At 51.3% G+C, this 25,391-nt stretch carries 25 protein-coding genes and 1 riboswitch; of the genes, 12 read left to right on the forward strand and 13 right to left on the reverse strand.

Going from position 1 to position 25,391, the window contains the following annotated elements; genetic code table 11:
- Window positions 1-86: 86 nt before the first annotated feature.
- Both AC5JLP_RS14985 and AC5JLP_RS14990 read left to right on the forward strand, forming a co-directional pair.
- Window positions 87-1,640 carry a sugar ABC transporter ATP-binding protein gene (locus AC5JLP_RS14985; protein WP_496068724.1) on the forward strand — a complete coding sequence of 518 codons (1,554 nt, stop codon included), beginning with the start codon at window positions 87-89 and terminating at the stop codon, window positions 1,638-1,640.
- Window positions 1,637-2,638 (forward strand): ABC transporter permease subunit, encoded by a 1,002-nt coding sequence (locus AC5JLP_RS14990; protein ID WP_496068725.1) that lies wholly within the window; start codon window positions 1,637-1,639, stop codon window positions 2,636-2,638. Before AC5JLP_RS14985 ends, AC5JLP_RS14990 begins: the two co-directional genes overlap by 4 nt.
- A gap of 255 nt (window positions 2,639-2,893) precedes the next feature.
- Here AC5JLP_RS14990 and AC5JLP_RS14995 read toward each other — a convergent pair whose 3' ends face one another.
- The 3 genes from AC5JLP_RS14995 to AC5JLP_RS15005 form a co-directional block, all read right to left on the reverse strand.
- Window positions 2,894-3,511 (reverse strand): LppP/LprE family lipoprotein, encoded by a 618-nt coding sequence (locus AC5JLP_RS14995; RefSeq protein WP_496068726.1) that lies wholly within the window; start codon window positions 3,509-3,511, stop codon window positions 2,894-2,896.
- A gap of 87 nt (window positions 3,512-3,598) precedes the next feature.
- Window positions 3,599-5,302: a sensor histidine kinase gene (locus tag AC5JLP_RS15000; protein WP_496068727.1), complete on the reverse strand. Its 1,704-nt coding sequence runs from the start codon at window positions 5,300-5,302 to the stop codon at window positions 3,599-3,601.
- A gap of 306 nt (window positions 5,303-5,608) precedes the next feature.
- Complete coding sequence (locus tag AC5JLP_RS15005) at window positions 5,609-6,295, reverse strand: universal stress protein (RefSeq protein ID WP_496068728.1); 687 nt, start codon at window positions 6,293-6,295, stop codon at window positions 5,609-5,611.
- Between the two features lie 126 nt (window positions 6,296-6,421).
- Window positions 6,422-6,570, reverse strand: a riboswitch (cyclic di-AMP (ydaO/yuaA leader).
- Window positions 6,571-7,007: 437 nt separating this feature from the next.
- Here AC5JLP_RS15005 and AC5JLP_RS15010 point away from each other — a divergent pair.
- The gene (locus AC5JLP_RS15010) at window positions 7,008-9,686 is read left to right on the forward strand and encodes a DEAD/DEAH box helicase (protein WP_496068729.1); all 2,679 of its coding nucleotides are present in this window, start codon (window positions 7,008-7,010) and stop codon (window positions 9,684-9,686) included.
- 40 nt (window positions 9,687-9,726) lie between these two features.
- Here AC5JLP_RS15010 and AC5JLP_RS15015 read toward each other — a convergent pair whose 3' ends face one another.
- The 3 genes from AC5JLP_RS15015 to AC5JLP_RS15025 all read right to left on the reverse strand — a co-directional run bounded on the left by AC5JLP_RS15015 (window position 9,727) and on the right by AC5JLP_RS15025 (window position 12,197).
- Window positions 9,727-10,725, reverse strand: a complete 999-nt coding sequence (locus AC5JLP_RS15015) for a GGDEF domain-containing response regulator (RefSeq protein ID WP_496068730.1) — start codon at window positions 10,723-10,725, stop codon at window positions 9,727-9,729.
- 499 nt (window positions 10,726-11,224) lie between these two features.
- On the reverse strand, window positions 11,225-11,680 hold the full coding sequence (locus AC5JLP_RS15020) for an NUDIX hydrolase (RefSeq protein WP_496068731.1): 456 nt from the start codon (window positions 11,678-11,680) through the stop codon (window positions 11,225-11,227).
- A 58-nt stretch (window positions 11,681-11,738) separates the two neighbouring features.
- Window positions 11,739-12,197 carry a hypothetical protein gene (locus AC5JLP_RS15025; protein ID WP_496068732.1) on the reverse strand — a complete coding sequence of 153 codons (459 nt, stop codon included), beginning with the start codon at window positions 12,195-12,197 and terminating at the stop codon, window positions 11,739-11,741.
- Window positions 12,198-12,333: 136 nt separating this feature from the next.
- On the opposite strand from AC5JLP_RS15025, the gene folD reads away from it, so the two are divergent.
- The 3 genes from folD to AC5JLP_RS15040 all read left to right on the forward strand — a co-directional run bounded on the left by folD (window position 12,334) and on the right by AC5JLP_RS15040 (window position 14,922).
- Entirely contained in the window at window positions 12,334-13,197 is an 864-nt protein-coding gene (gene folD, locus AC5JLP_RS15030; RefSeq protein WP_496068733.1) for a bifunctional methylenetetrahydrofolate dehydrogenase/methenyltetrahydrofolate cyclohydrolase FolD, read from the forward strand.
- A 253-nt stretch (window positions 13,198-13,450) separates the two neighbouring features.
- A complete protein-coding gene (gene crtE, locus AC5JLP_RS15035) occupies window positions 13,451-14,377 on the forward strand; it encodes a geranylgeranyl diphosphate synthase CrtE (protein ID WP_496068734.1) in 927 nt (308 codons plus the stop codon).
- Between the two features lie 89 nt (window positions 14,378-14,466).
- Window positions 14,467-14,922, forward strand: coding sequence for a divergent PAP2 family protein (locus AC5JLP_RS15040; RefSeq protein ID WP_496068735.1), 456 nt, complete (start codon window positions 14,467-14,469; stop codon window positions 14,920-14,922).
- A 218-nt stretch (window positions 14,923-15,140) separates the two neighbouring features.
- Here the strand turns inward: AC5JLP_RS15040 and AC5JLP_RS15045 are convergent, their stop codons facing one another.
- Window positions 15,141-15,968: an LmeA family phospholipid-binding protein gene (locus AC5JLP_RS15045; protein ID WP_496068736.1), complete on the reverse strand. Its 828-nt coding sequence runs from the start codon at window positions 15,966-15,968 to the stop codon at window positions 15,141-15,143.
- A 597-nt stretch (window positions 15,969-16,565) separates the two neighbouring features.
- A complete protein-coding gene (locus AC5JLP_RS15050) occupies window positions 16,566-17,033 on the reverse strand; it encodes an SRPBCC domain-containing protein (RefSeq protein WP_496068737.1) in 468 nt (155 codons plus the stop codon).
- Window positions 17,034-17,448: 415 nt separating this feature from the next.
- Between AC5JLP_RS15050 and AC5JLP_RS15055 the strand changes: the two genes are divergently transcribed.
- Window positions 17,449-18,840: a malic enzyme-like NAD(P)-binding protein gene (locus tag AC5JLP_RS15055; RefSeq protein ID WP_496068738.1), complete on the forward strand. Its 1,392-nt coding sequence runs from the start codon at window positions 17,449-17,451 to the stop codon at window positions 18,838-18,840.
- Between the two features lie 61 nt (window positions 18,841-18,901).
- Here the strand turns inward: AC5JLP_RS15055 and AC5JLP_RS15060 are convergent, their stop codons facing one another.
- Complete coding sequence (locus AC5JLP_RS15060) at window positions 18,902-19,120, reverse strand: hypothetical protein (RefSeq protein WP_496068739.1); 219 nt, start codon at window positions 19,118-19,120, stop codon at window positions 18,902-18,904.
- A 280-nt stretch (window positions 19,121-19,400) separates the two neighbouring features.
- On the opposite strand from AC5JLP_RS15060, the gene AC5JLP_RS15065 reads away from it, so the two are divergent.
- The 3 genes from AC5JLP_RS15065 to AC5JLP_RS15075 all read left to right on the forward strand — a co-directional run bounded on the left by AC5JLP_RS15065 (window position 19,401) and on the right by AC5JLP_RS15075 (window position 21,622).
- Entirely contained in the window at window positions 19,401-20,438 is a 1,038-nt protein-coding gene (locus AC5JLP_RS15065; RefSeq protein ID WP_496068740.1) for an aromatic ring-hydroxylating dioxygenase subunit alpha, read from the forward strand.
- A gap of 145 nt (window positions 20,439-20,583) precedes the next feature.
- Window positions 20,584-21,111 (forward strand): NUDIX hydrolase, encoded by a 528-nt coding sequence (locus AC5JLP_RS15070; protein ID WP_496068741.1) that lies wholly within the window; start codon window positions 20,584-20,586, stop codon window positions 21,109-21,111.
- Window positions 21,112-21,148: 37 nt separating this feature from the next.
- Window positions 21,149-21,622, forward strand: a complete 474-nt coding sequence (locus tag AC5JLP_RS15075) for a hypothetical protein (RefSeq protein ID WP_496068742.1) — start codon at window positions 21,149-21,151, stop codon at window positions 21,620-21,622.
- 107 nt (window positions 21,623-21,729) lie between these two features.
- Here AC5JLP_RS15075 and AC5JLP_RS15080 read toward each other — a convergent pair whose 3' ends face one another.
- The 4 genes from AC5JLP_RS15080 to AC5JLP_RS15095 all read right to left on the reverse strand — a co-directional run bounded on the left by AC5JLP_RS15080 (window position 21,730) and on the right by AC5JLP_RS15095 (window position 23,623).
- Window positions 21,730-22,119 (reverse strand): VOC family protein, encoded by a 390-nt coding sequence (locus AC5JLP_RS15080; protein ID WP_496068743.1) that lies wholly within the window; start codon window positions 22,117-22,119, stop codon window positions 21,730-21,732.
- Window positions 22,120-22,463: 344 nt separating this feature from the next.
- Window positions 22,464-22,676 (reverse strand): hypothetical protein, encoded by a 213-nt coding sequence (locus AC5JLP_RS15085; RefSeq protein ID WP_496068744.1) that lies wholly within the window; start codon window positions 22,674-22,676, stop codon window positions 22,464-22,466.
- 433 nt (window positions 22,677-23,109) lie between these two features.
- Window positions 23,110-23,340 (reverse strand): hypothetical protein, encoded by a 231-nt coding sequence (locus AC5JLP_RS15090; protein WP_496068745.1) that lies wholly within the window; start codon window positions 23,338-23,340, stop codon window positions 23,110-23,112.
- Window positions 23,341-23,458: 118 nt separating this feature from the next.
- Window positions 23,459-23,623: an IS4/Tn5 family transposase DNA-binding protein gene (locus AC5JLP_RS15095; RefSeq protein ID WP_496068746.1), complete on the reverse strand. Its 165-nt coding sequence runs from the start codon at window positions 23,621-23,623 to the stop codon at window positions 23,459-23,461.
- Window positions 23,624-23,786: 163 nt separating this feature from the next.
- On the opposite strand from AC5JLP_RS15095, the gene AC5JLP_RS15100 reads away from it, so the two are divergent.
- Together AC5JLP_RS15100 and AC5JLP_RS15105 are read left to right on the forward strand one after the other, a co-directional pair.
- The gene (locus AC5JLP_RS15100) at window positions 23,787-24,704 is read left to right on the forward strand and encodes a histone deacetylase family protein (RefSeq protein ID WP_496068747.1); all 918 of its coding nucleotides are present in this window, start codon (window positions 23,787-23,789) and stop codon (window positions 24,702-24,704) included.
- Between the two features lie 217 nt (window positions 24,705-24,921).
- Complete coding sequence (locus AC5JLP_RS15105) at window positions 24,922-25,329, forward strand: DUF6713 family protein (RefSeq protein WP_496068748.1); 408 nt, start codon at window positions 24,922-24,924, stop codon at window positions 25,327-25,329.
- Window positions 25,330-25,391: the final 62 nt, after the last annotated feature.

The raw sequence follows: 25,391 nt of genomic DNA on the forward strand, positions 1-25,391 counted from the left end.
AAGGCTAAAGGCTAAAGGCTGAATGCAAGCCATCTAGAAACTTCCATCTTTATAAATAGAACAATAAAATTTTTTGGGAGTTGTTTATGACAATTGATACACAAACCTCAGTGCCTGATGCGCCGATCGCAACACCCGTTTTAGAAATGCGAGGTATTACCAAACGGTTTAGTGGTGTACCCGCGCTGCAAAACGTCAATCTCACCATTTATCCCGGTGAAGTCCATGCCTTGATGGGTGAAAATGGCGCTGGCAAAAGCACGCTGATGAAGATTCTGGCGGGGGCGTATATTGCCGATGAAGGCGAAATTCGCATTAACGGCGAACCGATCGACATTGCTGATCCGGGCAGAGCAAGACGTGCAGGCATTACGTTGATTTATCAAGAACTGAACGTTGCACCCAATTTGACCGTAACGGAAAACATCTTCATGGGCAGCGAGTTGCGACGGGGGCAATTTCTCGATCGCGAACAGATGGAACGTCATGCCGCAGAAGTGTTAGCAACTCTGGGAGCTGATTTTGAACCAAATGATGTGGTCTCTACTCTGTCGATCGCTGAGCAGCAGCAGCTTGAAATTGCCCGTGCGCTCAAAGACAAAAGCCGCATTTTGGTGATGGATGAACCGACGGCAGCCTTGTCCGATCGGGAAACCGAGCGCTTGTTTGAAGTCATCCGCAAACTTCGCAGCGATGGCATTGCCATTATCTACATCAGCCACCGCATGGAAGAAGTGTATGCGCTCGCCGATCGCATTAGCGTGCTGCGCGATGGCGAATACATCGGTAGCTTGACGCGGGATGAAATTTCCGCAGACCGCCTGGTGCAGATGATGGTGGGTCGATCGATGGGCGATTTCTATGAACACAAGCGGCAGACTAATGTGGGTGCTGCGGTGCTGGAAGTCAGAAACATCAGCGACGGACGCAAGGTCAAACCAGCCAACTTGACGCTTCATGCAGGCGAAATTGTCGGACTGTCAGGCTTGGTGGGTGCAGGGCGCACGGAGCTATCGCGGCTCATTTTTGGTGCCGATCCAAAGACCAGTGGTGATGTGTTTCTGAATGGTAAACAGCTACGGATTAACTCACCCGGAGACGCGATCGCGGCAGGCATTGGCTACGTTCCCGAAGATCGCAAAGATCAGGGCTTGTTTTTGGAGATGAGTTCGGGCAAAAACATTGCGCTCAATTCACTGCGGGAGGATGCCAGAATCGGCGTCATCAACTTTGGCACGATTGGCAAAATTGCCTCAGATGCCGTTCGCGATTTCAATATCCGGCTGGCGAATTTAGAAATCCGCGCGATGGATTTATCGGGTGGAAACCAGCAAAAGCTTTTGCTGGCACGGTGGTTAGCCATTAAACCTAAAGTGCTGCTGCTGGATGAACCCACTCGTGGCGTAGATATTGGTGCCAAAAGCGAGATCTATCGCATTATCAGTGACCTATCTGCACAAGGGGTTGCCATTCTCATGGTGTCCAGTGAACTGGCAGAAATTGTGGGCATGAGCGATCGCGTCCTCGTCATGCGCGAAGGGCAACTGGTTGGCGAACTGGGCGGCACAACAGGCATTGAAATCACACAGGAGAACATTATGGGTTACGCCACAGGAGCATCGGAGGTTACCGCATTATGAGTCAAACCGAGTTAACCCCACTGGGGCGGAACACGGGCGATCGACCCAAAGCGCGACAGCGAAGCAGCACCAAAAACTGGCTGCAAGTAGCAGGCATTCTACCGATTTTGCTGCTCATTTGCATTCTGTTTACCGTGCTTTCGCCCAGCTTTCTGACTCCCGGCAACCTGGTCAACATTGCACGGCAAGCCTCGATTAACATCGTGCTGGCAACCGGGATGACGTTTGTCATTCTCACAGGTGGCATTGATCTATCCGTTGGCTCTATTCTTGGCGTATCGGCTGTCATCGCTGTTCTGGTCTCCTTATTGCCTGCGCTAAGTTGGGCTGCGATTCCCGTGGCGCTGTTAGCAGGCTTGCTGATGGGGTTGGCAAATGGTGCGCTCATTGCCTTTCTAGATTTGCCGCCGTTTATCGTGACGTTGGGCGCACTCACCGCCTGGCGGGGTGCGGCATACCTTGTGGCAAACGGTACCACGGTCATCAACCGCGACCTTGGTTTCGCCTGGATTGGTAACAACTACCTGGGGCCTTTACCCTGGTTGGTAGTGATTGCGCTGTTAGCGATCGGTGCAAGCTGGTTTGTGCTACGACGCACTGTATTGGGTGTGCAGATCTATGCAGTGGGCGGCAATCAACGAGCGGCACGGCTTACAGGTATTAAAGTCAACCGAGTGCTGCTATTTGTCTATGGGGTCAGCGGTCTACTGGCAGGCTTGGCAGGCATCATGAGTTCCAGCCGTCTCTACAGTGCTACTGGGCTGTTGGGGAATGGGTATGAGTTAGACGCGATCGCCGCTGTCATTTTAGGCGGCACGAGTTTTACAGGCGGCATCGGCACCATGCCAGGAACCCTGCTGGGTGCGCTGATTATCGCCGTGCTAAACAACGGGTTGACGCTGCTAAACATGTCGTACTTCTGGCAGTTGGTGGTGAAAGGTCTGGTGATTATTGTTGCCGTCACCATTGATCGACTCCGTAGGCGAGGCGGACGCTAAATTCAGCCGATTGAACAACTAACGGCTCCTTAAGGTGCGATCGCTAGGAACGATCGCCACCCAAGGAACCATCGTCGTTTCAATTAAGCCTAATATGTCATACCAATTTAAAGCATGATTACTTCAGATCAATCGCCGGGAGGGGCACGGCAATGCCGTGCCCCTACAGAATGTGCAGCTTAAATTGGTATCAGTACGCTCAATAGGCTAGAACGCACGCGAAGCAACCTCTTCTGCCTTTACCTTTTGCCTTCTCTAGGGACCCGTAGGGTTAGTCGAAACATCAGTCGGAACCACCACAGGCTGCCCTTTTTGCTGACGAATCTGGTAAGAAACACTACTTTCAGCCGATGGACAACACAGTGCATCAGCCTCTTTGTAGCGTGCAAATTCAGCCGAAAGCTCGGTCTCTTCAAACAAGTAGGTGCGACCAGACGCGCCATCTGTCCGTGAATCCATTGGCTGTGGGGAAAGCGTTCCAGCAAATTTGCCATTCACAAATACAAAATCCTGATAGCCCAACGGACGGCACATACCATCGACACCGCTAAAACCTGTGACAAGCGACACTTTCCCAAACCGCTGATAAGACCCAAAAAGTTTCCATCCAGCACTGTTTACGGCTTTATCTTCAGGAGCCGTGGCAGGTCGTATCGTCGCCTTGCACTGGTGGAAATTGTCTAGATCAACGCTGGATAAAGGCGCTTTGGGTAGGGAAGCACCCGGTTTATTCCAGTTGGCTGGTTTTGCCTGATCTAACCAGAAGCTTTTGCCTGGTGGCTGAGCGATCGTGACAGAAATGGTACTGAAGGCAAGGAAAATCGCCGTGGCATATCCAATTGATTGATAATGTGTTCGCTTGCAGTCGCTCATGCTGAATACTTTTTCATTTACTTACATTTTTGACAAACCTAATTTTACGCGTCAGAAGCTCAAGACAAATTAAGAGCAGCGATCGCCTCATTCTGATGCCAATACCGTAACTTTAGCGTCGGAAGCCTTTTTTGCCTGCACGATGGGCATTTCTATATAAAAGGCTGAACCTTGATCAGGGGTAGACACACAACGTAGCGTACCGCCGTGTCGTTCAATAATTTGATAGCTGATGGAAAGCCCTAACCCTGTCCCTTTACCAACAACTTTTGTTGTAAAGAACGGGTCAAACAGCTTTTGCTGCGTCGCACTTGACATCCCTGGCCCATTATCGCGCACCACAATCTGAACGTGCTCTGTATCGAGCCTTTGAGTTTGAATGGTAATCACTCCGGGCCGATCGCGATTCACGTCCTTGTCATCGTTGGCATGAGCGTCTTGCAACGCATCGATCGCATTCGACAAAAGATTCATAAAGACCTGATTTAATTGCCCCGCCGAGCATTCCACCAACGGCAATTCACCATAGTCTTTAATCACTTCAATACCCGGTTGCTGAGGAGACGGTTTCAACCGATGCTGCAAAATCATCAGCGTACTGTCAATCCCTTCATGAAGCCATACATGCTTCATTTCAAACTGGTCTAAGCGCGAAAAATTGCGGAGCGACAGAACAATTTCACGAATGCGATCGGTGCCTACCTTCATAGATGCTAGTAGCTTGGGTAAGTCTGCCAAAATAAAGTCCAGATCAATCAAATCAATCTTTGCCTGCACATCTGCTGGCAACACAACATAAATCTCTTTGTAAAGCTGCAAAAGGTCGAGCAAATCTTGTGTGTAGTGGTCAACGTGAGCCAAATTACCATAAATAAAATTGACTGGATTATTGATTTCATGCGCCACACCCGCTACAAGTTGCCCCAAAGACGACATCTTTTCAGATTGCACCAGTTGAAGCTGCATCGCCTGCAATTGATGCAAGGTTGCTTCAAGCTCCTGAGTCTTTGCCTGTGTTTCCTGAAGCAGTTCTGCCTGATAAAGCGCCACATCAAGCTGAACGGCAATTTGGCGAACAAATTCAATCTCTGATGTTTGCCACTGACGCGGTTCAGAACATTGATGAATACACAACAACCCCCACAGCACCTTGCCTCTCAGAAGTGGCACAATCAAATTAGCTCTGATTTGAAACTGTGAGAGAACCGCAATATGGCAATCGGCTAACCCCGCGTTGAGCACATCGGCTACCGCTTGAATTTGCCCCTGCTGATAATGCACCGCATACCGTTCGCCAAAACAATGGTCATGAATACGGCGCTTGAGAGCCGATGCATAGGGCGGGAGTACCGCTTCTGAAACAAATTCACCGTCATCAAAGCCTGAGTCGGGGTAGAACCGAAAAATACCCACCCGATCGACATTGAGTAGCTGACGCACTTCGGTCGCTGCCAAATGAAAAATAGCGTCTAGCCCAAGTGGGGCACGAATCTTACCAATGACCTCTGCCAGAGCCTGTTGCTGCTCCGTAAGGTGTTGTAACGCAGCGGTGCGTTGCTCAACATGAAGCTCCAGATCCTCATTTTGACGCTTGAGCTTGTTCTGAGTTTGTTCAAGCAGTTGCTTGCTCACTTGCTTGTGCTGCTGAAGCTGGTACACCAGCCACAAGGATACCCCACCAAGAATGGCGATCGCGCCACCACACAGCAACAGTAGGAGATCAGCACCGCTCCAATCAGATTCAACGACAAGCAAAAACAGCCGATGTAGATTCAGAGCCCAATCCATCATTGAAGCATCCTCTCAACCACGCGCATGATGCTTCAGACCTTAACATTTGCAAGAATCAGTAACCACAGTAAAAGTAGCCAAAGTGGTACGCTTCTTCTCCAAGAAGCGCCTGCACCTCAAAACAGATTCAACAGAGAAAAGATGAATCTCAATCACCGCTTAAATGTAACCTCAAGCATCGAATCTGTGTCGTTGCTTGAGGCTGCTTTCAGAGTCTATTCATAATATTTATAAAGAGATCGCTGTAGAAAACCCTGTATGCAAAATTTTGCAACATTAAGAAAGCTTGCACCACAATCGCCATTGCTAGATGTTAGACCCTGTCGGCGGAATGCCAAGGATAGCACAAGGGAACTCCGTCTCTAACTGTTGTACTAATGGGTGTGTGGCCGAATCGCACCCTAACAGCAGTAAGGCAGCGGATTCTGCTTGAGCCACCCGCCGCAATTCAGTAGCCACCTGCCCAAAACGGAGATGGGTTTTGAGAGAACCACGCCATTCATCCGCCAAATGGCGCGCCTGCCAAAGAATTAAATCGGCCTGGTCAAACTGATTGAGTTGGCAGGCTGCTGCCCGTATCGGTGATTCAGCGACAGCGCTATTAGAGCGATGCCCTGCATCGAGAGGACGATAGTCAGTGTCGATCACACCGCGATACAACCGCTGGTCAAACTCCTTCTGGTCATAGCCCCACGGGGTGGAACACTGAAGCGGCAAGGATGGAGCAGGAGAACAGGCATCCGCTGCATCCAAAACATAAACAACTTGCACTGTAACCTGCTTACCCGTTGCCAACCGTGTCTGGTGCGCAATCCACAGGGTTAAATCCAGAGCCGTTTGGCTACGAGGAGAGCCATTGTAGGCCACAAGAAGGTTGATTCGTTTAGAAGAACTGGACTCCACTCCATTAAACGGCACCAACACCATTTGTTTGGCGAGATTAGGGCAGCCCAGCGCGTCTTGCAGACGTGCAAGCATTGATAAAATATTCACGGTTGAACCTCTCAAGAATAGAGTGTACGAGAGGTGGGTCAGTAACAGATACGAAACCGTTGCTGAGCGGTAGGACGTATCTATCAGGAGACTCCAATAACCATAGCTTTTTAAGCAATAGTTTTGGGCGACTCCTCCCATTGCCGACGGAGTTAGCTGACGGGCTAAGACTGGAAGGTGTCTCTCTCAAAACGCTGAGATTAGCCCCAATGATTTGGTTCCTCCGCTTGAGTTGAAGCGCTGTATACATGCCCTTGCTTAGGCATCAACTCATATTAGGCTACCCACTTGTCTAACAACTGACGGACGAGTCTGATCGTCACCAAATGTGTTGTAAAAGAGCAAAGCACAGTGCAGTAAAGCTAACTTAGACCATGTTAAGCGGTCTAAACTGCTATCTCTAAAACAGAAGCAACACATCTCTGCTTGATCAAGTTAAATCATCCTTAGTCAATATAGCTCACTGAAGCTTTATTGGTTATCTTCCCTTGGAGAGTTTAACGATGTGTTTACCGTACTATCGCATTCAGGGCTTGAACTTAAACCTTTTATCTCCCAAGTCTTAGCAGAGGGTCCATCAGCGCTTTAAAGCATGGGTATAGGTTATGGAAGAGCCAGTCTAAAATCAAGCTATATGATGAATGGAACGATCGCGTTGATCGAATCGCGTAAGTCGATCGCTTAGTCTCCACTACAGGTAGGATTTTTGGGCGTGACTGTTTCCCCTTTAGCGTCAGGGCTAGACCTGACGACTCTTTTTCCCTTTGAGTTGGACGATTTTCAGCAGCAGGCGATTGCCGCGTTGGAGGCGGGTCGATCGGTCGTGGTCTGCGCGCCTACAGGATCAGGAAAAACGCTCATTGGGGAGTATGCCATCTATCGAGCGCTTAAGCGCGGCAAGCGAGTTTTTTACACCACCCCACTTAAAGCACTGTCGAACCAAAAACTGCGCGATTTTCGAGAACTTTTTGGCAGCGATCAGGTGGGTCTGCTGACCGGGGATGTGTCGGTCAATCGGGATGCCCCCATCCTGGTGATGACCACAGAAATCTTTCGTAATATGCTCTACGGTACCCCGATCGGCGAAGTGGGCACGTCGCTTACAGGCGTTGAAGCCGTGGTGCTGGATGAATGCCACTATATGAACGATCGCCAGCGTGGCACCGTTTGGGAAGAATCCATTATTTACTGCCCACCCGAAATTCAGCTTGTGGCGCTGTCTGCCACTGTTGCCAATAGCGATCAACTCACGGATTGGATTCATCAAGTCCACGGCCCGACCGATCTTATTTATTCTGATTTTCGCCCCGTCCCCTTAGAGTTCCACTTCTGCAACCCCAAAGGCCTCTTTCCCTTACTCGACGACAGCCAAAAGCGCATCAACCCCCGCCTTAAGCTGAAAGGTGTGAAAGGTGCCCCCGGTGGTAGTAAACGCGGCCCGCGCCAGGAAAGCCCCAATCTAGCCTTTGTGCTGAGCCAATTGCGGCAGAAAGATATGTTGCCTGCCATCTATTTCATCTTCAGTCGGCGGGGCTGTGATCAGGCTGTTGCGACTGTCAGCGATGCACCGCTATCGATGGTCAGTGAAGCAGAAGCCGCGCAACTCCGCGCACAGGTCGATGCCTTTCTAGCACAAAACCCAGAAGCAGGACGGGCAGGGCAGATTGAACCGCTATACCAGGGCATTGCAGCACACCACGCGGGCATTTTGCCTGCCTGGAAAGGATTGGTAGAAGAGCTTTTTCAGCAGGGCTTAATCAAGGTTGTGTTTGCTACCGAAACGCTCGCAGCCGGAATTAATATGCCTGCCCGCACAACGGTGATTTCGAGCCTCTCTAAGCGGACTGATCTGGGACATCGCTTGCTGAACGCCTCTGAGTTTTTGCAGATGGCAGGACGAGCAGGGCGGCGCGGCATGGATAGCCAGGGGCATGTCGTTACTGTGCAAACGCCTTTTGAAGGTGCACGCGAGGCAGCGTATTTAACCACTGTGGGGGCCGATCCACTAGTAAGCCAGTTTACCCCCAGCTACGGCATGGTGCTAAATCTGCTGCAAACCCATACGCTGGAGGAGGCAAAAGAACTGGTTGAACGCAGTTTTGGGCAATACCTCTCCACGCTCTACTTACGACCTCAGCAGGACGCGATCGCCCATCTCGAGGCGGAGCTTGCCCAACTGCAAGCACAACTAGAGGGCGTGGATTGGAGTTTGCTGGCACAGTACGAAAAGCTGCAAGAACGACTGAAGGAAGAGCGCCGTCTGCTGAAGATTCTGCAAGACCAGGCAGCGGAAGTGCAGGCTAGCGATCTGCCCGTGGCGTTGTCGTTTGCGATCGCAGGCACCGTCCTCAGCCTCAAAGGTGCCAACGTGCCTGTCGCCCAACCGCTACCCGCCGCGCTGGTGATGAAGGTGCCTGGTGCGGGACAGTTTCCTTACCTCATCTGCATTGGGAAGGACAACCGTTGGTATGTCGTTACGGTAAAAGATGTTGTGGGTCTGCGGGGCGAAATTCCCCGGCTCAGTGGTGTGGATCATCTCACGCCACCCCCTGAAATGCCTCTCAAACCGGGGCAGATGAAGTCAGGGGACAGCACCACAGCGACGATCGCCAATCAAATTCCCGCTGTCCCGTCTCCAATCGACGAAGCGCCCGAAGTGTACGAGCAGCTTCAGCGTATGGAAGGCGTCCAACATCAGCTTGAAGCACATCCAGTTAACCGTTGGGGTAATCGTGTGACCATTCTCAAGCGCCAAAAACGCATCACAGCGGTACAGACTGAACTGGTCGATCGCCAGACCAAGCTTGATCGGCAAGCTCAACAGCACTGGCGAGAATTTCTGGACTTAATCGAAATTCTGCAACATTTTGGCTGTCTCGAAGGCTTAATTCCCACACCGTTAGGTCAAGCGACTGCTGCGATTCGGGGCGATAACGAGCTTTGGTTGGGACTAGCGCTCATGTCTGGAGAGCTTGATGTGCTGGATCCACACCATCTGGCAACGGCCTGTGCTGCACTCGTCACCGAAGTGTCGCGCCCTGATAGCTGGACACGCTATGACCTTTCTGGCGAAGTCGAAGAAGCGTTGGGTGGCTTGAGAGGCATTCGTCGTCGCCTCTTTCAGCTTCAGCGCAAATATCAAGTTGTACTCCCTGTATGGCTAGAGTACGAACTGGTCGGCCTGGTCGAGCAATGGGCGCTCGGCGTGGAATGGACAGAACTCTGCTCGAATACCAGCCTTGATGAGGGCGATGTGGTTCGCATTCTCCGCCGCACGCTCGATTTTCTCTCGCAAATTCCGCACGTGCCGCACGCGCCGAACGAATTGAAACATACAGCACATCAAGCCATTCGCTTGATCGATCGCTTTCCTGTCAAAGAGGGTGTGTAGTCTACAAAAGGTTGTTTAGCCCCAAACGTAACCATATCGGCTAGCCTTCTTCCAGGCCGCCAACCACTCGGTTACGCCCAGCAGCTTTTGCTTTTAAGAGGTTTTGGTCGGCACGTTGCAGCAGGCTGGCTCCTTTCAGATCGTCACTAGCTTTTAGGGATGCAGCACCCGCGCTAATGGTCATGTCAAGCGTGAGGGCGTCGTCGATCGCAAACGTCTGGTCACCAATTAAGTGACAGAGGCGACGACCAACCAGCAAAGCTTCTTGCTCATCGGTACTACTCAGCAGAATGACAAATTCTTCGCCGCCATAGCGAAAGAGCGTATCGCGAAACCGGAGGTTGTGGCGCAGCCGACCGGCGATGAGTTGCAGGGCGCGATCGCCAACAGGATGCCCGTAGGTGTCGTTAATGTTTTTGAAGTAATCCACATCCAGCATCAGGATGCTCATTTGCTCTGAGCGAACGCGAGAATTTTGGATCTGACGAGGCAGTTCCCAATCAAGGGCACGACGATTATTCAGTTCTGTGAGCGGGTCTGACAGCGCGATCGCAGACAGAATATCGTTCGTTCGCATCAGTTCACGGTGATTCTTAACGGTACGCAACCCAGAGGCAATTTGTGCGCTGAGCAAACGGTCTTGCTGTATGACCACATCTAGATCCAGTGTCTCCCCTTTGGCATCCTGTTTAGGAAACCATAAATAGGCATCGGCACCGCTCTCCAGCGCATCGGCTCGGCACTCCATTTCCCAAAAGCGATCGCGCCACGCTTCTGCCAGGGTATGCGTCGGATAATCGAGCAGCAAGCAATAAATCCAGGCAAGACGCGTTTGCTCTTTAATTTGGCGGCAAAGTTCTAAGCTACCCGGTTGATTTCCCTGAAGAATGACCAGATCGGGCTGCTGTGCTTGAACCAGCGGCATGGCTTCGCTTGCATTTGTTGCCACTTCTACAGTGCAACTCACTAAGTTTCGGATACGAACCAGAAGTGTTGCCAGAAAGTCATCACCTCCGACTAACAAAATCGAAGCGTCCATTGGCGTTTTAGCAGCCTAGTTTAAAAATCAGGTTCATACGTTATTAAGGTACTGGGGTTTCTACTGCGAGAGTATGCATCATAGACCATTTGGCAGGCGGAATCAGAACACCGAATATTCAGGTATCAATCTACACTTTAAGAAAAGAAACACACGGAGGTTCAACGTTTCCGCAAGTCTTGTTTGTAGAAAACGATTGAGCGCTTGGAGTCTTTATGAACTGGCATATAGGGTAGAGCATCCGTAAACTTTAGCAGGATGGGGTTGCCATCCCTCGGCGATCGTGGTGAGAATCTGCACCTAACAGCCATACAATCACACGAACGCTACCTTTTTTCGAGGAGTATGCCCAAATTTCCACTTGTCCAGGCTATGTTGTGTCCCTTTCCGCCATTCTGCGAAAGCTTCAGGATTCCATGACACTTCAAGCAGAGATTAACTACCGCTGGGTTAGACAACTGTTAGGTTAAATAGGCTAAACAACATCAGTAATGTGGCATTAGTGATGTGGTCTTAAGGCACTGCCCTCAATAAAATCTAACAAGATACGTTGATGGGGTTTGCCGAGCGGGCGCGTCTGGTTCGCCTGGTGCGAGTAGCGATCGCCCCGCCGAATGTCTTCAACACTCGCCAGTGCCATATCCCATCCTTCCTTTAGGACAAGCTGGCTGAGATCGACATCCAACACGCCTTGGTAGACACAGCGAACTACCTGGATATCTTCATAAAAGCCGAAAGGGGTAAGCATGGCGGGTGCGTAACTAATTTCTTCCACTAATTCCCGTCGAATTGCCTCATCAGGATGCTCACCAGGCTCTAGGTGACCACCAAACAGCGCCCAGTGGCCGGGGTAGAGAATGCCAGGAATATCGTCACGGAGTTGGAGTAAAAAATGACCGTTTTGATGCAGAATGACGATCGCAACTTTATGACGATGCTCCTGACTAATATCCAAGTGTTCTATCCTCCCACGTCAAGCTTTTGCAGAAAGTTCTATGCTCGTAGGTGAGCAGTCAGCTCTCAGCGTGGGACGTGCCACGATCGCTTTTGACGGCAGGCGTATGCTGAAGTTGCCGCTGCTGCTCAAGATAAACAGATCCCTGTTCTCTGCCGTTGAGTTGAATAGTTTGATAGAGCAGTTTGCCCTCTACCACAACGCCATCACCTAAATTTGGGATCGCGTCTGTGGCAATCACCCAGAGGCTTCCCGTAGCGTCGCTGAGTTCGTAAGCAGTCTTGCCTAGGAGAGGCACCCGTTGACCCACCTGCCCTTTAACCTTCACGATCGCGTTGACATGAGGCGTCTGTTTGAGCGTCGCGATCGTATTGGTGGCGATCGCAAACTCAACAGGTTGAATACCACCACTGCCTTGTGCCTCACCGAACGAGACACAACCCGTTAGACCCATCATAAGCAGAGCCACCATTGACCACTCGGTATGAGCTTTCATGGGAGCGGTTAAAAACCCCATGATATTTCTCCCTCTCAGAGACAGACGCAAAGGAACGCTAGATCTGCGAAACTGGTAAGCAACCTAACGCTGTATTAACACAGACATTGATGTTTGACCATATGTGCGGCAGCGATCGCTGCCTTGATTCTGCCTAATGTCTACTGCTCAACTGCTTGACGGCAAAGCCCTCGCCAATTCAATTCAAACTGAGCTAACGCAACAAGTCCAGGACTTGCAAATTCGCAAAGGCCGTGCGCCCGGTTTGGCAGTGCTGATGGTAGGGGATAATCCTGCTAGCGCGGCATATGTTCGCAATAAAGAGCGAGCTTGCGCCAATGTGGGCATTGCATCCTTTGGTCGGCATTTTCCAGCCACCGCAACCCAGGCTGAGTTAGAACAGGCGATCGCCGCCTTGAACGAGGACGAACGCGTCGATGGCATTCTCGTCCAGCTCCCTCTGCCAGACCATTTAGACGCGGTTGCACTCCTGAACCAAATTGCTCCCGACAAAGACGCAGACGGGCTGCACCCAGTCAATTTGGGGCGACTGGTGCGAGGGGAACCAGGTTTACGAAGCTGCACTCCCGCAGGTGTAATGCGACTCCTTCAAGCCTATGACGTTCACCCCAAAGGGCAACACGCCGTCGTGATCGGACGCAGTATTTTAGTCGGCAAACCCCAGGCGTTGATGCTACTGGAAGCGGATGCCACTGTCACGATCGCCCATTCCCGCACGCCTGACCTCGGCGCGATCGCGCGGGCTGCTGATATTCTCGTAGTGGCCGTGGGTTGTCCAGCACTCATCACGGCGGCGATGGTAAAACCAGGCGCGATCGTCGTCGATGTCGGCATGAACCGGGTTACCGATGCCAGCGGCAAAGCGCGTTTAGTTGGGGATGTTGACTTTGCCTCGGTGCAGTCGATCGCGAAGTTGATTACACCAGTTCCCGGTGGCGTCGGTCCTATGACGGTCGCCATGCTGCTCCAAAATACGGTGCAGAGCTACATCGAACGCTAGAGGTCGAGCGAAGTAGCCCAAGCCGCAGTGATAGCGAGATGAACAAGGCTCATGGCTTAAAACAGTTGTTTGCAGCCCCAAGTTGACCGACGTGAACGCAAAAGTCCAGAAACTCAATGTCTCATGAGTGCAGAAACCTCCGTAGAATGATTGAGGGGTTGAGAAGCGTGGGGATAAAGAATGATTGAGGGAAATCGATTGGGTCACGCGATTGTGATGTAACTGAAGTGAGAACGGGGAGGGAAGTATCGAAATGGTTTTATCAGACAAGCTGCATATGTCCCAGAAGGCAAGCCATTTTGATCTGGCAGCCTATCTACAAGAACGGCAAACGCTTGTAGAGGCGGCGCTCGATCGTGCACTCCCAGTCATTTATCCCGAAAAGATTTATGACGCGATGCGTTATTCCCTACTGGCAGGTGGCAAGCGGCTGCGTCCCATTCTCTGTTTGGCAACCTGTGAACTCATTGGTGGCACGATTGACATGGCGATGCCCACCGCTTGTGCCTTAGAGATGATCCACACTATGTCATTAATCCACGACGATCTGCCCGCGATGGATAACGACGACTATCGGCGCGGCAAGCTGACCAACCACAAAGTGTACGGTGAAGATATTGCCATCCTGGCAGGTGATGGCTTACTTGCCTACGCTTTTGAGCACGTGGCAATGGAAACAAAAAACGTGCCCTACGATCGCCTCCTCCGCATTGTCGCCATTTTGGGACGGGCCGTTGGCGCGGCGGGTCTTGTCGGTGGGCAGGTGGTTGACCTCGAATCGGAAGGCAAAACAGACGTCTGCCTGGAGACACTCAACTTCATTCACAATCACAAAACAGCCGCATTGCTCGAAGCGTCTGTGACATCAGGTAGCATTCTGGCAGGTGTTTCAGAGGCCGATTTGCAGCACCTCACACGGTATGCCGAGCATATTGGTCTGGCCTTTCAAATTGTGGACGATATTCTAGACATCACAGCAACCCAAGAGCAACTGGGTAAAACGGCTGGCAAAGATCTGCGAGCGCAGAAAGCGACCTATCCCAGCATTTGGGGCCTAGAAGAGTCGAAAACTCAGGCACACACGCTGGTGCAAAAGGCCAAAGCAGAACTGGCAGGCTTTGGCGATCGAGCCAAACCGTTAGTGGCGATCGCTGACTTTATTACCGCTCGTACCCACTAAATAGAAAGGTTAAAGGCTAAAGGCTAAGCGAACTTTTTATCCTTTATCCTTTAGCATCCATCCTTTATCCTCCTCTCTCCGCAAAACACATGCAGGACTTTGGCAACATTATTCACAACCAGGTACTGCTGGTCGCGCTTATCGCGTGTCTGGTTGCTCAAGCCATGAAGCTTGTCATTGAGTTTGGCAAACATCATAAAGTCAATTTGCGGGTGTTGGTAGAAACAGGCGGCATGCCCAGTGCCCATTCGGCACTTGTTGCCGCCCTGGCAACAGGTGTTGGACAAACCGCTGGCTGGGCAAGTTCCGAGTTTGCGATCGCGATTATTTTTGCGGTGATCGTTATGTATGATGCAGCAGGCGTGCGACAGGCGGCTGGCAAACAGGCCCGCATTCTCAACCAAATCATTGATGAGTTTTTTCAGGAAGATCAGCAGTTCAACGAAGATCGCCTTAAGGAATTACTCGGTCACACTCCCGTCCAGGTTATCGCTGGCTCGATTCTAGGAGTGCTTATTTCCTGGGCCGCTGAGCTTGCTTATTAGTCAGTTTTGAGTGCAAAGTTTTGAGTTTTGAGTTGAGGGAATCGGTAAGAGGTTAGCCAGCAGTGGTTTAGCCTTCAGTCAGTTTTGAGTGCAAAGTTTTGAGTTGAGAGGACAGGTAGTGGACAACTAGCAGCGGTTTAGCCCTCAGCCTCAGCTACCCCTACTTTTACCTTCTGTCCCCGCCTTCTGCCCCTCGCCTTCTGCCTCCTGCCCTTAAATCAGCCATTACCAGGGAAATGCTCAATCTGGGCATAGCCACTGAAGACCAACTTCTTACCCTGAGTTTCCAAGCGGTTGATGCGCATCGTCACGCCGTCAAGGTCAAAGCGATCGAGATCCACCATATTGTCGAGGATCTCGGCAAACGCCAGCGTCAGCACGCGCGAGACGCCTCTAAGGGTCTCTGGCACCACGTCTTCGTTAAACTGCGGGTTCTGAAAGGAAATTCGACGGCGACGTTCGACCGCTAAAGACGCAATCAGGCTGATCGGGACAGAGCCATTGGGTAGCTCCGTCTTCGCAAAGATTTTGATCTGGCTACCGGGCATTAGCTGTAGATTAACATCCGTAAACGAGACAGGCTCACCACCTGACAAATTGGTGAGTTCGGGCGTATCAATATTTAAAAGGCGTTTTTTAACCAGTTCAGCCATAAACGCCTGGTTAATACCGTCTTCGGTCAGCACAACCTGCGCGATCGCCTGCGTTGGCTGTTTCAACCGAATTTTACCGCTCAGGACAGAGCTGAAGTCGATCGAAACCGCGTCCGTCTCAAAGGACATTTCTTCGACCCAAAAGTCTCTGCGAATGACCAAACGGCGGCCATTCATCTTGAAGTTGTCGATACTCCCTTGCAGTAGCTTGCTGGAAGGAGAGCAACGGATAGCCACCTCAACTGACTCACTCTGAGAGAACAGATGACGGATCGATTGGCTGACAACCTTATTGAGCATGCGCTCACCAAAGTCGGTGCCGGTAGGGGGTGCAGTGAAGCCACCAATCATGCGATCTTTCGTCCCGAAGGTTGTCTCACTACGTTGTAACAAATTGTGAAGTACTCAGCAATCTTTATTTGGATTGAACGTCGCTCAATCGATCGCAAAGAGACTTACACAAACACGTTCAAAGAGGCATGAATAAAAGCGATAGCAAGTTTTTGGGAACGTCAGGCGACAAACGATTAAAGTTTTCTTGACCTTCGATTTGTAAAGCTGATCTGAGAAGCGCTGCGCTGAACGCTTGGGCCGATACTTGGCTACCCAGCAGAATCACTAGCGACAAAACCCTCACCGAAGAAGGCGTTGTACCACCAGCCTAACTGCACCAAGCAGAAACGAAGTCGATCGCTCAGTCTTTTGCAAAACCCGTTAACGGTACGCTCTATTTTAACCCGGATCGCTCCAGTGCCAGACAGCGAACCTTGAACGAGAATTCAGGGGGCAACGTCAGGCTCTTCGTGACTTTTAGCTTTTTCTATACGAAGCCACCCTGCTCAAAGTTGTGAACTGAAGGGCGAACTTCGATTCCTTAGGTGTAAGTCCTATCTAACTTGATTCTGACTTTTGGCTCCTGATTTCTGGCTTCCCTTCCTGCCTTCATCCCTCGTCCTTTCACCTTCTGCCCTATCCCTCACCCCTTACCCCTCACCGTTGCCTAAACACATCGGCTGTCGCGCTGGATGGTGATTCGGCATAGCGTTTGAGTTCACGTGCCATGCGACGAATACCCTGCTGCTCGTCCTGACGGATGAACGGGAAGATCACCCGTGTGAGCAGTCCAGAGAAATTTTCCTGGTGAACATATTTGGTGCGGTCGCGCCCTGACTCCTGGAGCTGGAACACATGCTCATGCACAAAGCCAGGAATTGAGGACACCCACTTCAAGCAAACTTCTGGCTGCAACAGCGTAATGAGGGGTTGAAACTCTGTTTCTTCATCACCCAGAATGCGCCGTAGTGATAGCGAAACCTCCCGTCCCTGCTCAAAGCGTTGCTTGGGGTCGCAGTCATAAAGGTAAGTATTCCAATACAACCATTGCTCTTTACGCAGAAGCGCTTGCCAAACCCTACGCCGGGACGCATTGATCTCCATTTCGACATAAAGACTAGGCATAGGAACGTTTGGCTTAGACGTTTGAACGAAGTGAAGGCAGACGGTGGCGGCAAGGGAGTTGTTGATTTTTAGTGTTTAGAAGGAGTCAAAAACGACTCATGTACTAACAGCCAACAACCAACAACTAACAACTGGGTCAACTCAAACCTCTCAGTCTGACGGCTGAGTGCTAAAAGCTGACGGCTGATAGCTAATCACTATCCCATTCCTCATTTTTCCCTTTTATGCCGACAGTTCACGATGACTACATCAAATCAGTTGGTGTGACTTGGTACAATTGCGGGTCAGACATTCCTTTAAGCTAATGACGCTCTAACAAGCTGCGCCTTTGGGGCACTACTAAAAAAGCTGGTAGCTGACTGCTGCGGCCACGTCTAGTTAACTCAACTAAAACCCGTTGTAAAGCCAAATGCCCATGACTAACCTCACTCCTAATTCCAGTTTTAGCCTGACCATCCGCTTCCAGGTGCCAAATCGCCCTGGGATGCTGGCATCGGTGACTAAAGCCGTCTCTAGCTTGGGCGGCAACATGGGTCAAATTGATTTGATTGAGCAGACTCGCCAGTTGTCGCTGCGCGATATCACCATTGATGCGGCCAGTACAGAACACGCAGAGACGATCGTGGAAGCTGTAAAAGCACTCCCCGATATTAAAGTGCTGAATGTGTACGATCGCACCTTTGACTTGCATCGTGGCGGCAAAATCACCGTAGAGAGCCGTATTCCATTACGGGGACAGGCCGATTTGGCAATGGCGTATACGCCAGGGGTGGGGCGTATTTGCACCGCGATTGCGGAAGAGCCAGAAAAGGTCTACACCCTAACCATCAAACAAAACACGGTAGCGATCGTCACCGATGGGAGTGCTGTCTTGGGGCTGGGAAATTTGGGGCCTGAAGCGGCGATGCCAGTCATGGAAGGCAAAGCCATGCTGTTTAAAGAGTTTGGCGATTTGGACGCATTCCCCATTTGTCTCGCCACGCAAGATACCGATGCGATCGTGGAAACGGTAAAGCACATTGCGCCCGTCTTTGGCGGCGTCAACCTGGAAGATATTGCGGCTCCCCGTTGCTTTGAGATTGAAGCCCGCCTCCAACGCGAACTGAATATTCCTGTTTTTCATGATGATCAGCATGGGACAGCTATCGTCACACTGGCGGCACTCATCAACGCATTGAAGCTTGTGAACAAAACAATGGCAGACGTGCGCATTGTGATTAATGGGGCAGGCGCAGCAGGGGTGGCGATCGCTCGACTACTTCGTAAAGCAGGCGCAGAGCATATCGCCATGTGCGATTCCAAAGGCATCCTGTCGTTTGATCGCGCTGATCTCAATGATCAGAAGCGTGAATTTGCCCTTGAGAAAGGCGGCAAGCTGGCTGATGCGATGAAAGACAGCGATGTTTTCCTGGGTGTTAGCGCGCCAGGAGTCGTGACACGTGAGATGGTGCGATCAATGGCAAAAGATCCGATCGTGTTTGCAATGGCAAACCCCATTCCCGAAATTCAGCCAGAGCTGGTCACGCAGGATGTCGCTGTGATGGCAACTGGGCGCAGCGATTATCCCAATCAAATCAACAACGTGCTGGCATTTCCCGGTGTCTTTCGAGGTGCCCTGGATTGCCGTGCCTCTACCTTTACGATCAGCATGTATCTCGAAGCAGCACAGGCAATTGCCTCGCTCGTGAAACCATCTGATCTCAATCACGAGTTTATTATTCCATCCGTTTTTGATGAGCGAGTGGCAACGGCTGTCTCTGCGGCTGTACAGCAGGCAGCACGTCAGGATGGTGTCGCGCGGGCTTAGCGCCGATTTTAGAAGCCAATGCAGGCTTTTTTTGTAGCGCTCAAGCTTACCTGGAACAAGACTAATCCAACCGCAGTAGCCCTTTGCGTACCCCGTAGAACAAGCGATCAATAATGATGTAATCTTCCTCAGTCAGCCCATCAGTTAACAGGGTCAGCATCAATTGATAGCGGTTGGAAGGCGTAATCTTACCTGATCCCAGGATTTGTCCTGCCAGGTCTTCTAGTGAGATACGGGTGGGAACGGCGATCGTAATCATAAGCGGCAACCTGATTGTCATCTGTTTCAAAGGTTTCGTTAGCATTCCCTCCCGCTTTGTCTGCGTAACAAGTTGTGTATCAGCTTTAAGCAAATTACACCCTGCACAACTGATGACGACAAGCAGCAGCAAGAACCATCACCAGCCTCGATCGTATGTCTACCTTCAGTCATTCCCTCTTGAGTAATCCGCGTTTGGTAGCAAGTGTGACTGCAACCCGCTCACTGCACATGAGTAGTATGTATACTGCATACCCCAGCGTGTTGTTCGCTAAACGCTGTTGCAAGGAGTCGTGGTTCACATGGTTAATACAGCTCGTCGAACGGTTTATCCCAGAGGCTGCACCTTTACCGAATCAGATTGGGATGCACTGGCACCTTTTTGGTATCCGATCGCCTTTAGCCGCGATGTGAAAGAGCAGCCCATCTCTGCAACTTTGCTCGATCAGCGGTTAGTGATTTGGCGTACCTCAGCGGGCATTTCTGTAGCCAACGATATTTGTCTGCATCGTGGCATTCCACTAAGCATGGGTTGGGTTAGCGGCGACCAGCTTATTTGCAAGTACCACGGCTTTCACTACTCAGCCGAGGGGCGCTGTGTCGAAGTACCTGCAAACCCTGGTGCCACCATTCCTGCTAAGCTTTGCCTCAAAACCTATCCGGTCAAAGAAGCGTATGGGCTGGTGTGGACATCGCTTGGCGGGGGTGAAGAATATCCCTTACCTGACCTGCATGAGTGGGATGACCCTAACTATCAGCAAATTCTGCCGAATGCGGTCGATATCAATGCGGCGGCTGGCAGACAAATGGAGGGCTTTCTTGACGTGGCGCATTTTGCCTGGGTGCATACCAACACCTTCGGCGACCTCAACAATCCGGTGGTGCCGCGCTACGATGTCGAAAAAACACCCAATGGGATTCGCGCTGAGTACCTCAGTACGGTCAGCAATTTTCCCAAAGCCATGCAAGATCTTGCCCCGCCTAATTTTCAGTGGCTCCGCATTTTCGAGGTGTTCTTCCCGTTTACCGCACGCCTGACGGTGCATTTCCCTGGCGAGGGACGGTTGTGTATTCTCAATGCGGCTTCGCCAGTGTCTGCCCGCAAAACGCGTATCTTCGTCCCACTGTGCCGCAATTTTGACAAAGATGCACCGCTGGAACCTGTGTACGAATTTAACTACCAGGTGTTTGCCGAAGATCAGGAAGTGGTGGAAGCCCAATATCCCGAAGATTTGCCGCTGGAACTTTCTACTGAATCGCATATTGGCGCAGACCGAACCTCGATCGCCTATCGCAAAGGGCTGGGTGCGCTTGGCTTGGGTCGAACGTATACGGCTTGAAGTCTGTTGGCAATCAGCGATCAGCAGTCAGCGGTCAGCTTGTTTGGTTCGCTGGTAGACAATTGTGTCGGGTAGTACGAAGCATTCTTAAGCTCAGTATGCTGTCATGATTTGGGAGGGGACTCGCAAACTATGAACTAAAGCAATGGATGCCGATCGAATCATTTTTCAAGCGAAGTGGATTGTGGTCAAAGAAAGTCCTAGAGGATTTCAGTATTTGGAACGCAAGGGCAAAGATTCGGTTGCCGTTTTTCTGTTGCGAAGCAGTGCAAACCCGCCGCAGTACGAAGTCCTCATTCGCCAGCAGCATCTTTGTCTCGACAATCGAGAAGTAGATGGGATGTTTAAGCTCTTCCCCTGTCCGATTACGGGCGCATTGGAGGAAGGGGAATCGCCTGAAGCCGCTGCGCTGCGAGAAACTTACGAAGAAGCAGGGTATCGAGTGACAGTACAACCATTCGGTCAGTACATCGTCGGTACGCAGGTGAATGAAATGTGTTATCTCTACTATGCTGATGTGACTGGAGTGGAGCCGGATATCGCGCTCCAAGATGGCACCTACATGGAATCAATCGGGCACAACGAGTGGCATCCCTTTGAATACTTGAAGCACTGCGACTACGCCGCCTGCCAGATTGGTTACGCGAAGCTTCGATCGCGCCTCTTCCAGTAGAATAGGTGGGCATCGATCGCAAACAATGCCAAGCTGCATGACAAACCCCTACGCTGAAAACCGGGACTATTGGATCAAGCAAAGCGAGATGTTGCAGGCTGCGATCGCGCGGATGGCAAATAATTCATTAGAAGTGAAAAAAGTTGGCATCACAGTTTGGGCCGCGATCGTCGGTTTTGGGTTTGCCAATCGAAGTACCGCCTTATTTCTATTAGCATTCATCGCTTTTGCCTTATTTGGTGTCCTGGATCTTTACTACCTCGATCTGGAGCGCAAGTTTCGCGAGAACTTTAATCGCCTCACTCGCATTAACAGTGGCTACATCATCAGTGACGATGATGCATGGGTTGAGAAGATGCAAGGGAACTTTCTCAAACCGGATGGATCGACCAAATTTTTGGAACAGTTTCCTCAAGCAATCCAATCCTGGGCAAATTTGCCATATTTAATTACCTTTCTCATCACAATTTTGCTTCTGGTCGTCCCGTTTCCAGCGTTGCCCTCAAAGTAGAGCGATCGTTCCAACTACCATGCGATCGCGCCCATAGAAAAAGCGATCGCGTACACCGTCCATATCAATTTGCAGGCAACTTGCAGGAAAGGATGCAAGAGGCAATTCTATGCTGCAACAGGTCTGGGGGCATGCAGACCAATACCGTTGCCTTCGCTGTCTTGAATGATGCCAATAAACCCCGGCTCACCAATATCGGTCTTGGGCATCAAGAGCTTACCTCCGCTAAACTCTACCCGTCCCAATGCCTGTTCTAACTGTTCCACCGTGCCCAGGTTCAGGTAAATTAAGGTGCCTGTCATGGAAGGAGTCAGGCGATCACTTTTGACGATCGCGCCTCCCACACTGGTTGCCGTCTGAGCGCTGGGGAAGAAGGCTTGCGGCTCTCCCATAAATTCTGCTTTTTGGATTTCGGTACCCAATACAGAGCTGTAAAAGGTGACTGCTCGATCGAAATCGGCAGCAGGAATTTCAAACCAGTTGATGGCATTCTGCATATAAGCTCCTTGTCAGCAATAGGACCACTCAAGCTTACTGGAAGAAATAAAATAGAACAAGTGTACTTATATGCGCCTCTCCGCTAAGACTCAACGGTGCCAGGTAGCAAAAAAACAAAATGCCGATTCTGTGTAGGGTTAGAGGCTAGCAATTTGATTGGCTGACAAATCTTCCCGTGATCGCTTGCCCCGCCCTGCACTTTGAGTGCTTGTCATTACCCAGATTTTTTACCTCAGCCTGCCTGCGAGCGAGGCGCCCCAGCAGCGCTCTTGGAGACGGCACCAGCCGCGCCACAAAGTTTGCCCACCTGGGTTGCCATCGCCTCTACGCCCAATCGCGCCACCTATTGCGCCAAAGACCGCCAAAATTCGCCGAGTGTTTGGGGTGGGTGCGGCAATGCCTGACGCGCCGTTAAGACCGGAATCATCGCGTCAGGCATCGCGTCGGGTGTGGGTGTTTCTGGGTGGGTTCGCGCGAAGGTTCGCAGTGGCGGCAGTCGCACTGCCCCAATGGCGAGCAAGCCTAACAATCGCACCAAGCCGTCAGCCGTGGTCAATGGGCGGCGTTCATGGCACAGCCACGCTTGAGACAGTTGTGAGACGCCTCAAACACCCAACGTCTGCGTACCACTCCACGTGCATCAGGGCCTCGGTTGCATCGCTGAGTGCAATGGTGGTAAACAACACCCATGCCAACGCTTGGGCTCGCTTTGTCCCTTGCCACACGCGCATGCACCAACCCGACGGCGCTGCTTCGTGTCGCTCACTGCCAGGCACCAGAGGCCGCACAGACAGTGCAAACCAGGCAACCTGTCAGGGCAACCGTCTGTTGCGGCTGTCCATCGCGTCCTCGCAGTTTTAGCGTGGTTTGAGCCAGCGCAGAGACGAAAACACCTCACGGCCCCGGTCGCCCACACTCCCCCAACGTTGCTCGCCCTTTGGCGCACGTCCTATCGCTTCGAGCCGTTCTGCCCAAACTTCGGCTTCTCGCTAGCGTGCTGCACGTTGTGTCCGGGTTTCCGTTCCCGCTTTGACCGCAGTGCGTCGCCACACCCGTTGTCCAGCCAGTCCCATCACCTCTGCGTTTCCAGGCGTCGGAATGACTGCAAGCCAACTGTGCCACATCCAGCCTCGACCGCCAGCGTTGCCGAGGTGTCCAAGCGCTTGTGTTGGAACGTGAGCGCTGTCATCCAGGTCGCTGGTCGCTGGCACTAAGAGCACGACCGCCGCACGGCTCTGGGGTGGCTCGGTCTCGCGCCTGCTGCCAGGGCGGTTGACTCAGAACCGCATGCGTCACAGCGGCCTCGTCGAGCAGTCGACAGCCCGCTGTGAGTTCTCGTCAACGCAGCAGTTGTGCGGGCAGCCTACCATCAAGATCTCCTGCCAGAGCCGCTCCCATCTTCATCGCTCGTCGCGTCCGGCGCGCATCGCCTAACGCTGCTTCTCCCCATTGCTGTTCTGCCCACTGTCCCAGCTTGCCGTATGCGTCGATGGTCGTGCCCACACTCTAGCTCACTGCAAAAAGGTGGGTAATGACAAGGTTTATTAGGACGGGCGTGGTAAGGTTGATACCTCAAAGTTTTTGAGCTTAATTGATGACGCGCTCTAACACTCCACTTGTTAGCGGTGCTCTACAATCAAAAACATCGCCAGCACTTGCACGACCTATGCTGCCAATCATTTACTCAGACGACTTTTTGCTGCACGAAACAGGGCACTTTCATCCTGAAAAACCCGCACGATTAACGGCAATCAAAACAGCGTTGAAAGCAGCATCCTGGGCAGATCAGCTAGAGTGGCTATCGCCTACCCCTGTAGAGCAGCGTCCAGTGATGGCAGCACTCGCGCAGGTGCATTCCCAACGCTATATCGAAGGTGTACGCCGATTGGCAGAGCGGGGCGGCGGCTATTTAGATGCCGATACGCCAATTTCACTGCGCACTTATGACGTGGCGTTGTTAGCGGTAAGTGCCTGGTTAGATGGGGTTGATCGCGTGCTGGAAACGGCGAATCCAGCCTTTGTCTTAGCGCGCCCACCAGGGCATCATGCTTTGAGCGACGTGGGTATGGGCTTTTGCATTTTCTCTAATGCCGCGATCGCCGCTCACTATGCACTCACCCAACCGGGCATCGATCGAGTTGCCATTCTTGATTGGGACGTGCATCACGGTAACGGTACCCAGGCGATTGTCGAAAGGCATCCCCAAATTGCTTATTGCTCATTGCATGAGTCTCCCCAGTATCCCGGCACAGGCGCAGCAACCGAGCGTGGACTGTATCACAATGTGCTGAACGTGCCGATGCCTGCTGGTAGCACGATGGCAGATTATGCACCAGCTTTTGAGCAACAGGTCATACCATTTTTGACGCACTTTCGACCAGATTTGCTGATTATCAGCGCTGGGTATGATGCCACCCATGCCGATCCCCTGGCAGATATTGCACTCAAACCAGAAGATTTTGGAGTATTTACACGCCATTGTTTGACGCTCACTCACCATATCCTCTTTGGCCTGGAAGGTGGCTATGACCTGGATGCGATCGGGCGATCGGTGGTGGCAACGATCGAGCCATGCTTGTCATAGAGCAGTTAATGATTGCGTAAGCTACAGTTTGGTAAATACGGGTGTAGGGCGTAGGGTGTGGTGAATGCAAATGAAAACGGCTCTCATTCACGGCAAAGGTTGCACCGTTCGTGCTTCTCCTAAGGTGCTGACGGCTAATTTATATTGTTAGGCATCGGAGTTTTTGATAAAGGAGTATTATGCCTTGTAAAACTCATCAAAGTGAGTTTAATGCTATATGAAAAACCTGATTTTTTACTTAGGCTTTGCAACGCTCATTACCCACGAGCTTGATGCAATGACGCAATCTGAATGGAGATTGCTACTTGGGTTGAGAAGTCTGCCTGAACAAATTGCATCATTTACTTTTGTTGTTATTCACATACCTTTGATTGCAGCACTTCTGTGGTTGACAAGTAATGAATCTCCAAGTATTCGGCACTCTTCACGGATTGCATTCGCTACATTCCTTGTGATTCATATTGGGCTTCACAAGTTATTGGAAAATCACCCAGATTACACATTTAACTCGTTGCTTTCTTCAGGGCTTATCTATGGCGGTGGTTTGCTTGGCTTTTTTTATTGGGTTTCGATTTTTATATCTTGGCGGCGCAGTGTGCCTAGCAATTCGCTTAGAGCGGACTAGCGAGGAATCTCGGTTTAGATTCAAAGAGTACTTGCCGCCGCCCAACCGGAACGTTAAAAGTA

This window comes from Stenomitos rutilans (genome assembly GCF_059505485.1).

Excerpts from the sequence above, each read along its gene's own strand:
- AC5JLP_RS14985 (WP_496068724.1), top strand. The coding sequence starts at position 87 with ATGACAATTGATACACAAACCTCAGTGCCTGATGCGCCGATCGCAACA.
- AC5JLP_RS14990 (WP_496068725.1), top strand. The coding sequence starts at position 1,637 with ATGAGTCAAACCGAGTTAACCCCACTGGGGCGGAACACGGGCGATCGA.
- AC5JLP_RS14995 (WP_496068726.1), bottom strand. The coding sequence starts at position 3,511 with ATGAGCGACTGCAAGCGAACACATTATCAATCAATTGGATATGCCACG.
- AC5JLP_RS15000 (WP_496068727.1), bottom strand. The coding sequence starts at position 5,302 with ATGATGGATTGGGCTCTGAATCTACATCGGCTGTTTTTGCTTGTCGTT.
- AC5JLP_RS15015 (WP_496068730.1), bottom strand. The coding sequence starts at position 10,725 with ATGGACGCTTCGATTTTGTTAGTCGGAGGTGATGACTTTCTGGCAACA.
- AC5JLP_RS15025 (WP_496068732.1), bottom strand. The coding sequence starts at position 12,197 with ATGGGGTTTTTAACCGCTCCCATGAAAGCTCATACCGAGTGGTCAATG.
- folD (WP_496068733.1), top strand. The coding sequence starts at position 12,334 with ATGTCTACTGCTCAACTGCTTGACGGCAAAGCCCTCGCCAATTCAATT.
- crtE (WP_496068734.1), top strand. The coding sequence starts at position 13,451 with ATGGTTTTATCAGACAAGCTGCATATGTCCCAGAAGGCAAGCCATTTT.
- AC5JLP_RS15040 (WP_496068735.1), top strand. The coding sequence starts at position 14,467 with ATGCAGGACTTTGGCAACATTATTCACAACCAGGTACTGCTGGTCGCG.
- AC5JLP_RS15050 (WP_496068737.1), bottom strand. The coding sequence starts at position 17,033 with ATGCCTAGTCTTTATGTCGAAATGGAGATCAATGCGTCCCGGCGTAGG.
- AC5JLP_RS15055 (WP_496068738.1), top strand. The coding sequence starts at position 17,449 with ATGACTAACCTCACTCCTAATTCCAGTTTTAGCCTGACCATCCGCTTC.
- AC5JLP_RS15060 (WP_496068739.1), bottom strand. The coding sequence starts at position 19,120 with ATGACAATCAGGTTGCCGCTTATGATTACGATCGCCGTTCCCACCCGT.
- AC5JLP_RS15065 (WP_496068740.1), top strand. The coding sequence starts at position 19,401 with ATGGTTAATACAGCTCGTCGAACGGTTTATCCCAGAGGCTGCACCTTT.
- AC5JLP_RS15070 (WP_496068741.1), top strand. The coding sequence starts at position 20,584 with ATGGATGCCGATCGAATCATTTTTCAAGCGAAGTGGATTGTGGTCAAA.
- AC5JLP_RS15075 (WP_496068742.1), top strand. The coding sequence starts at position 21,149 with ATGACAAACCCCTACGCTGAAAACCGGGACTATTGGATCAAGCAAAGC.
- AC5JLP_RS15080 (WP_496068743.1), bottom strand. The coding sequence starts at position 22,119 with ATGCAGAATGCCATCAACTGGTTTGAAATTCCTGCTGCCGATTTCGAT.
- AC5JLP_RS15100 (WP_496068747.1), top strand. The coding sequence starts at position 23,787 with ATGCTGCCAATCATTTACTCAGACGACTTTTTGCTGCACGAAACAGGG.
- AC5JLP_RS15105 (WP_496068748.1), top strand. The coding sequence starts at position 24,922 with ATGAAAAACCTGATTTTTTACTTAGGCTTTGCAACGCTCATTACCCAC.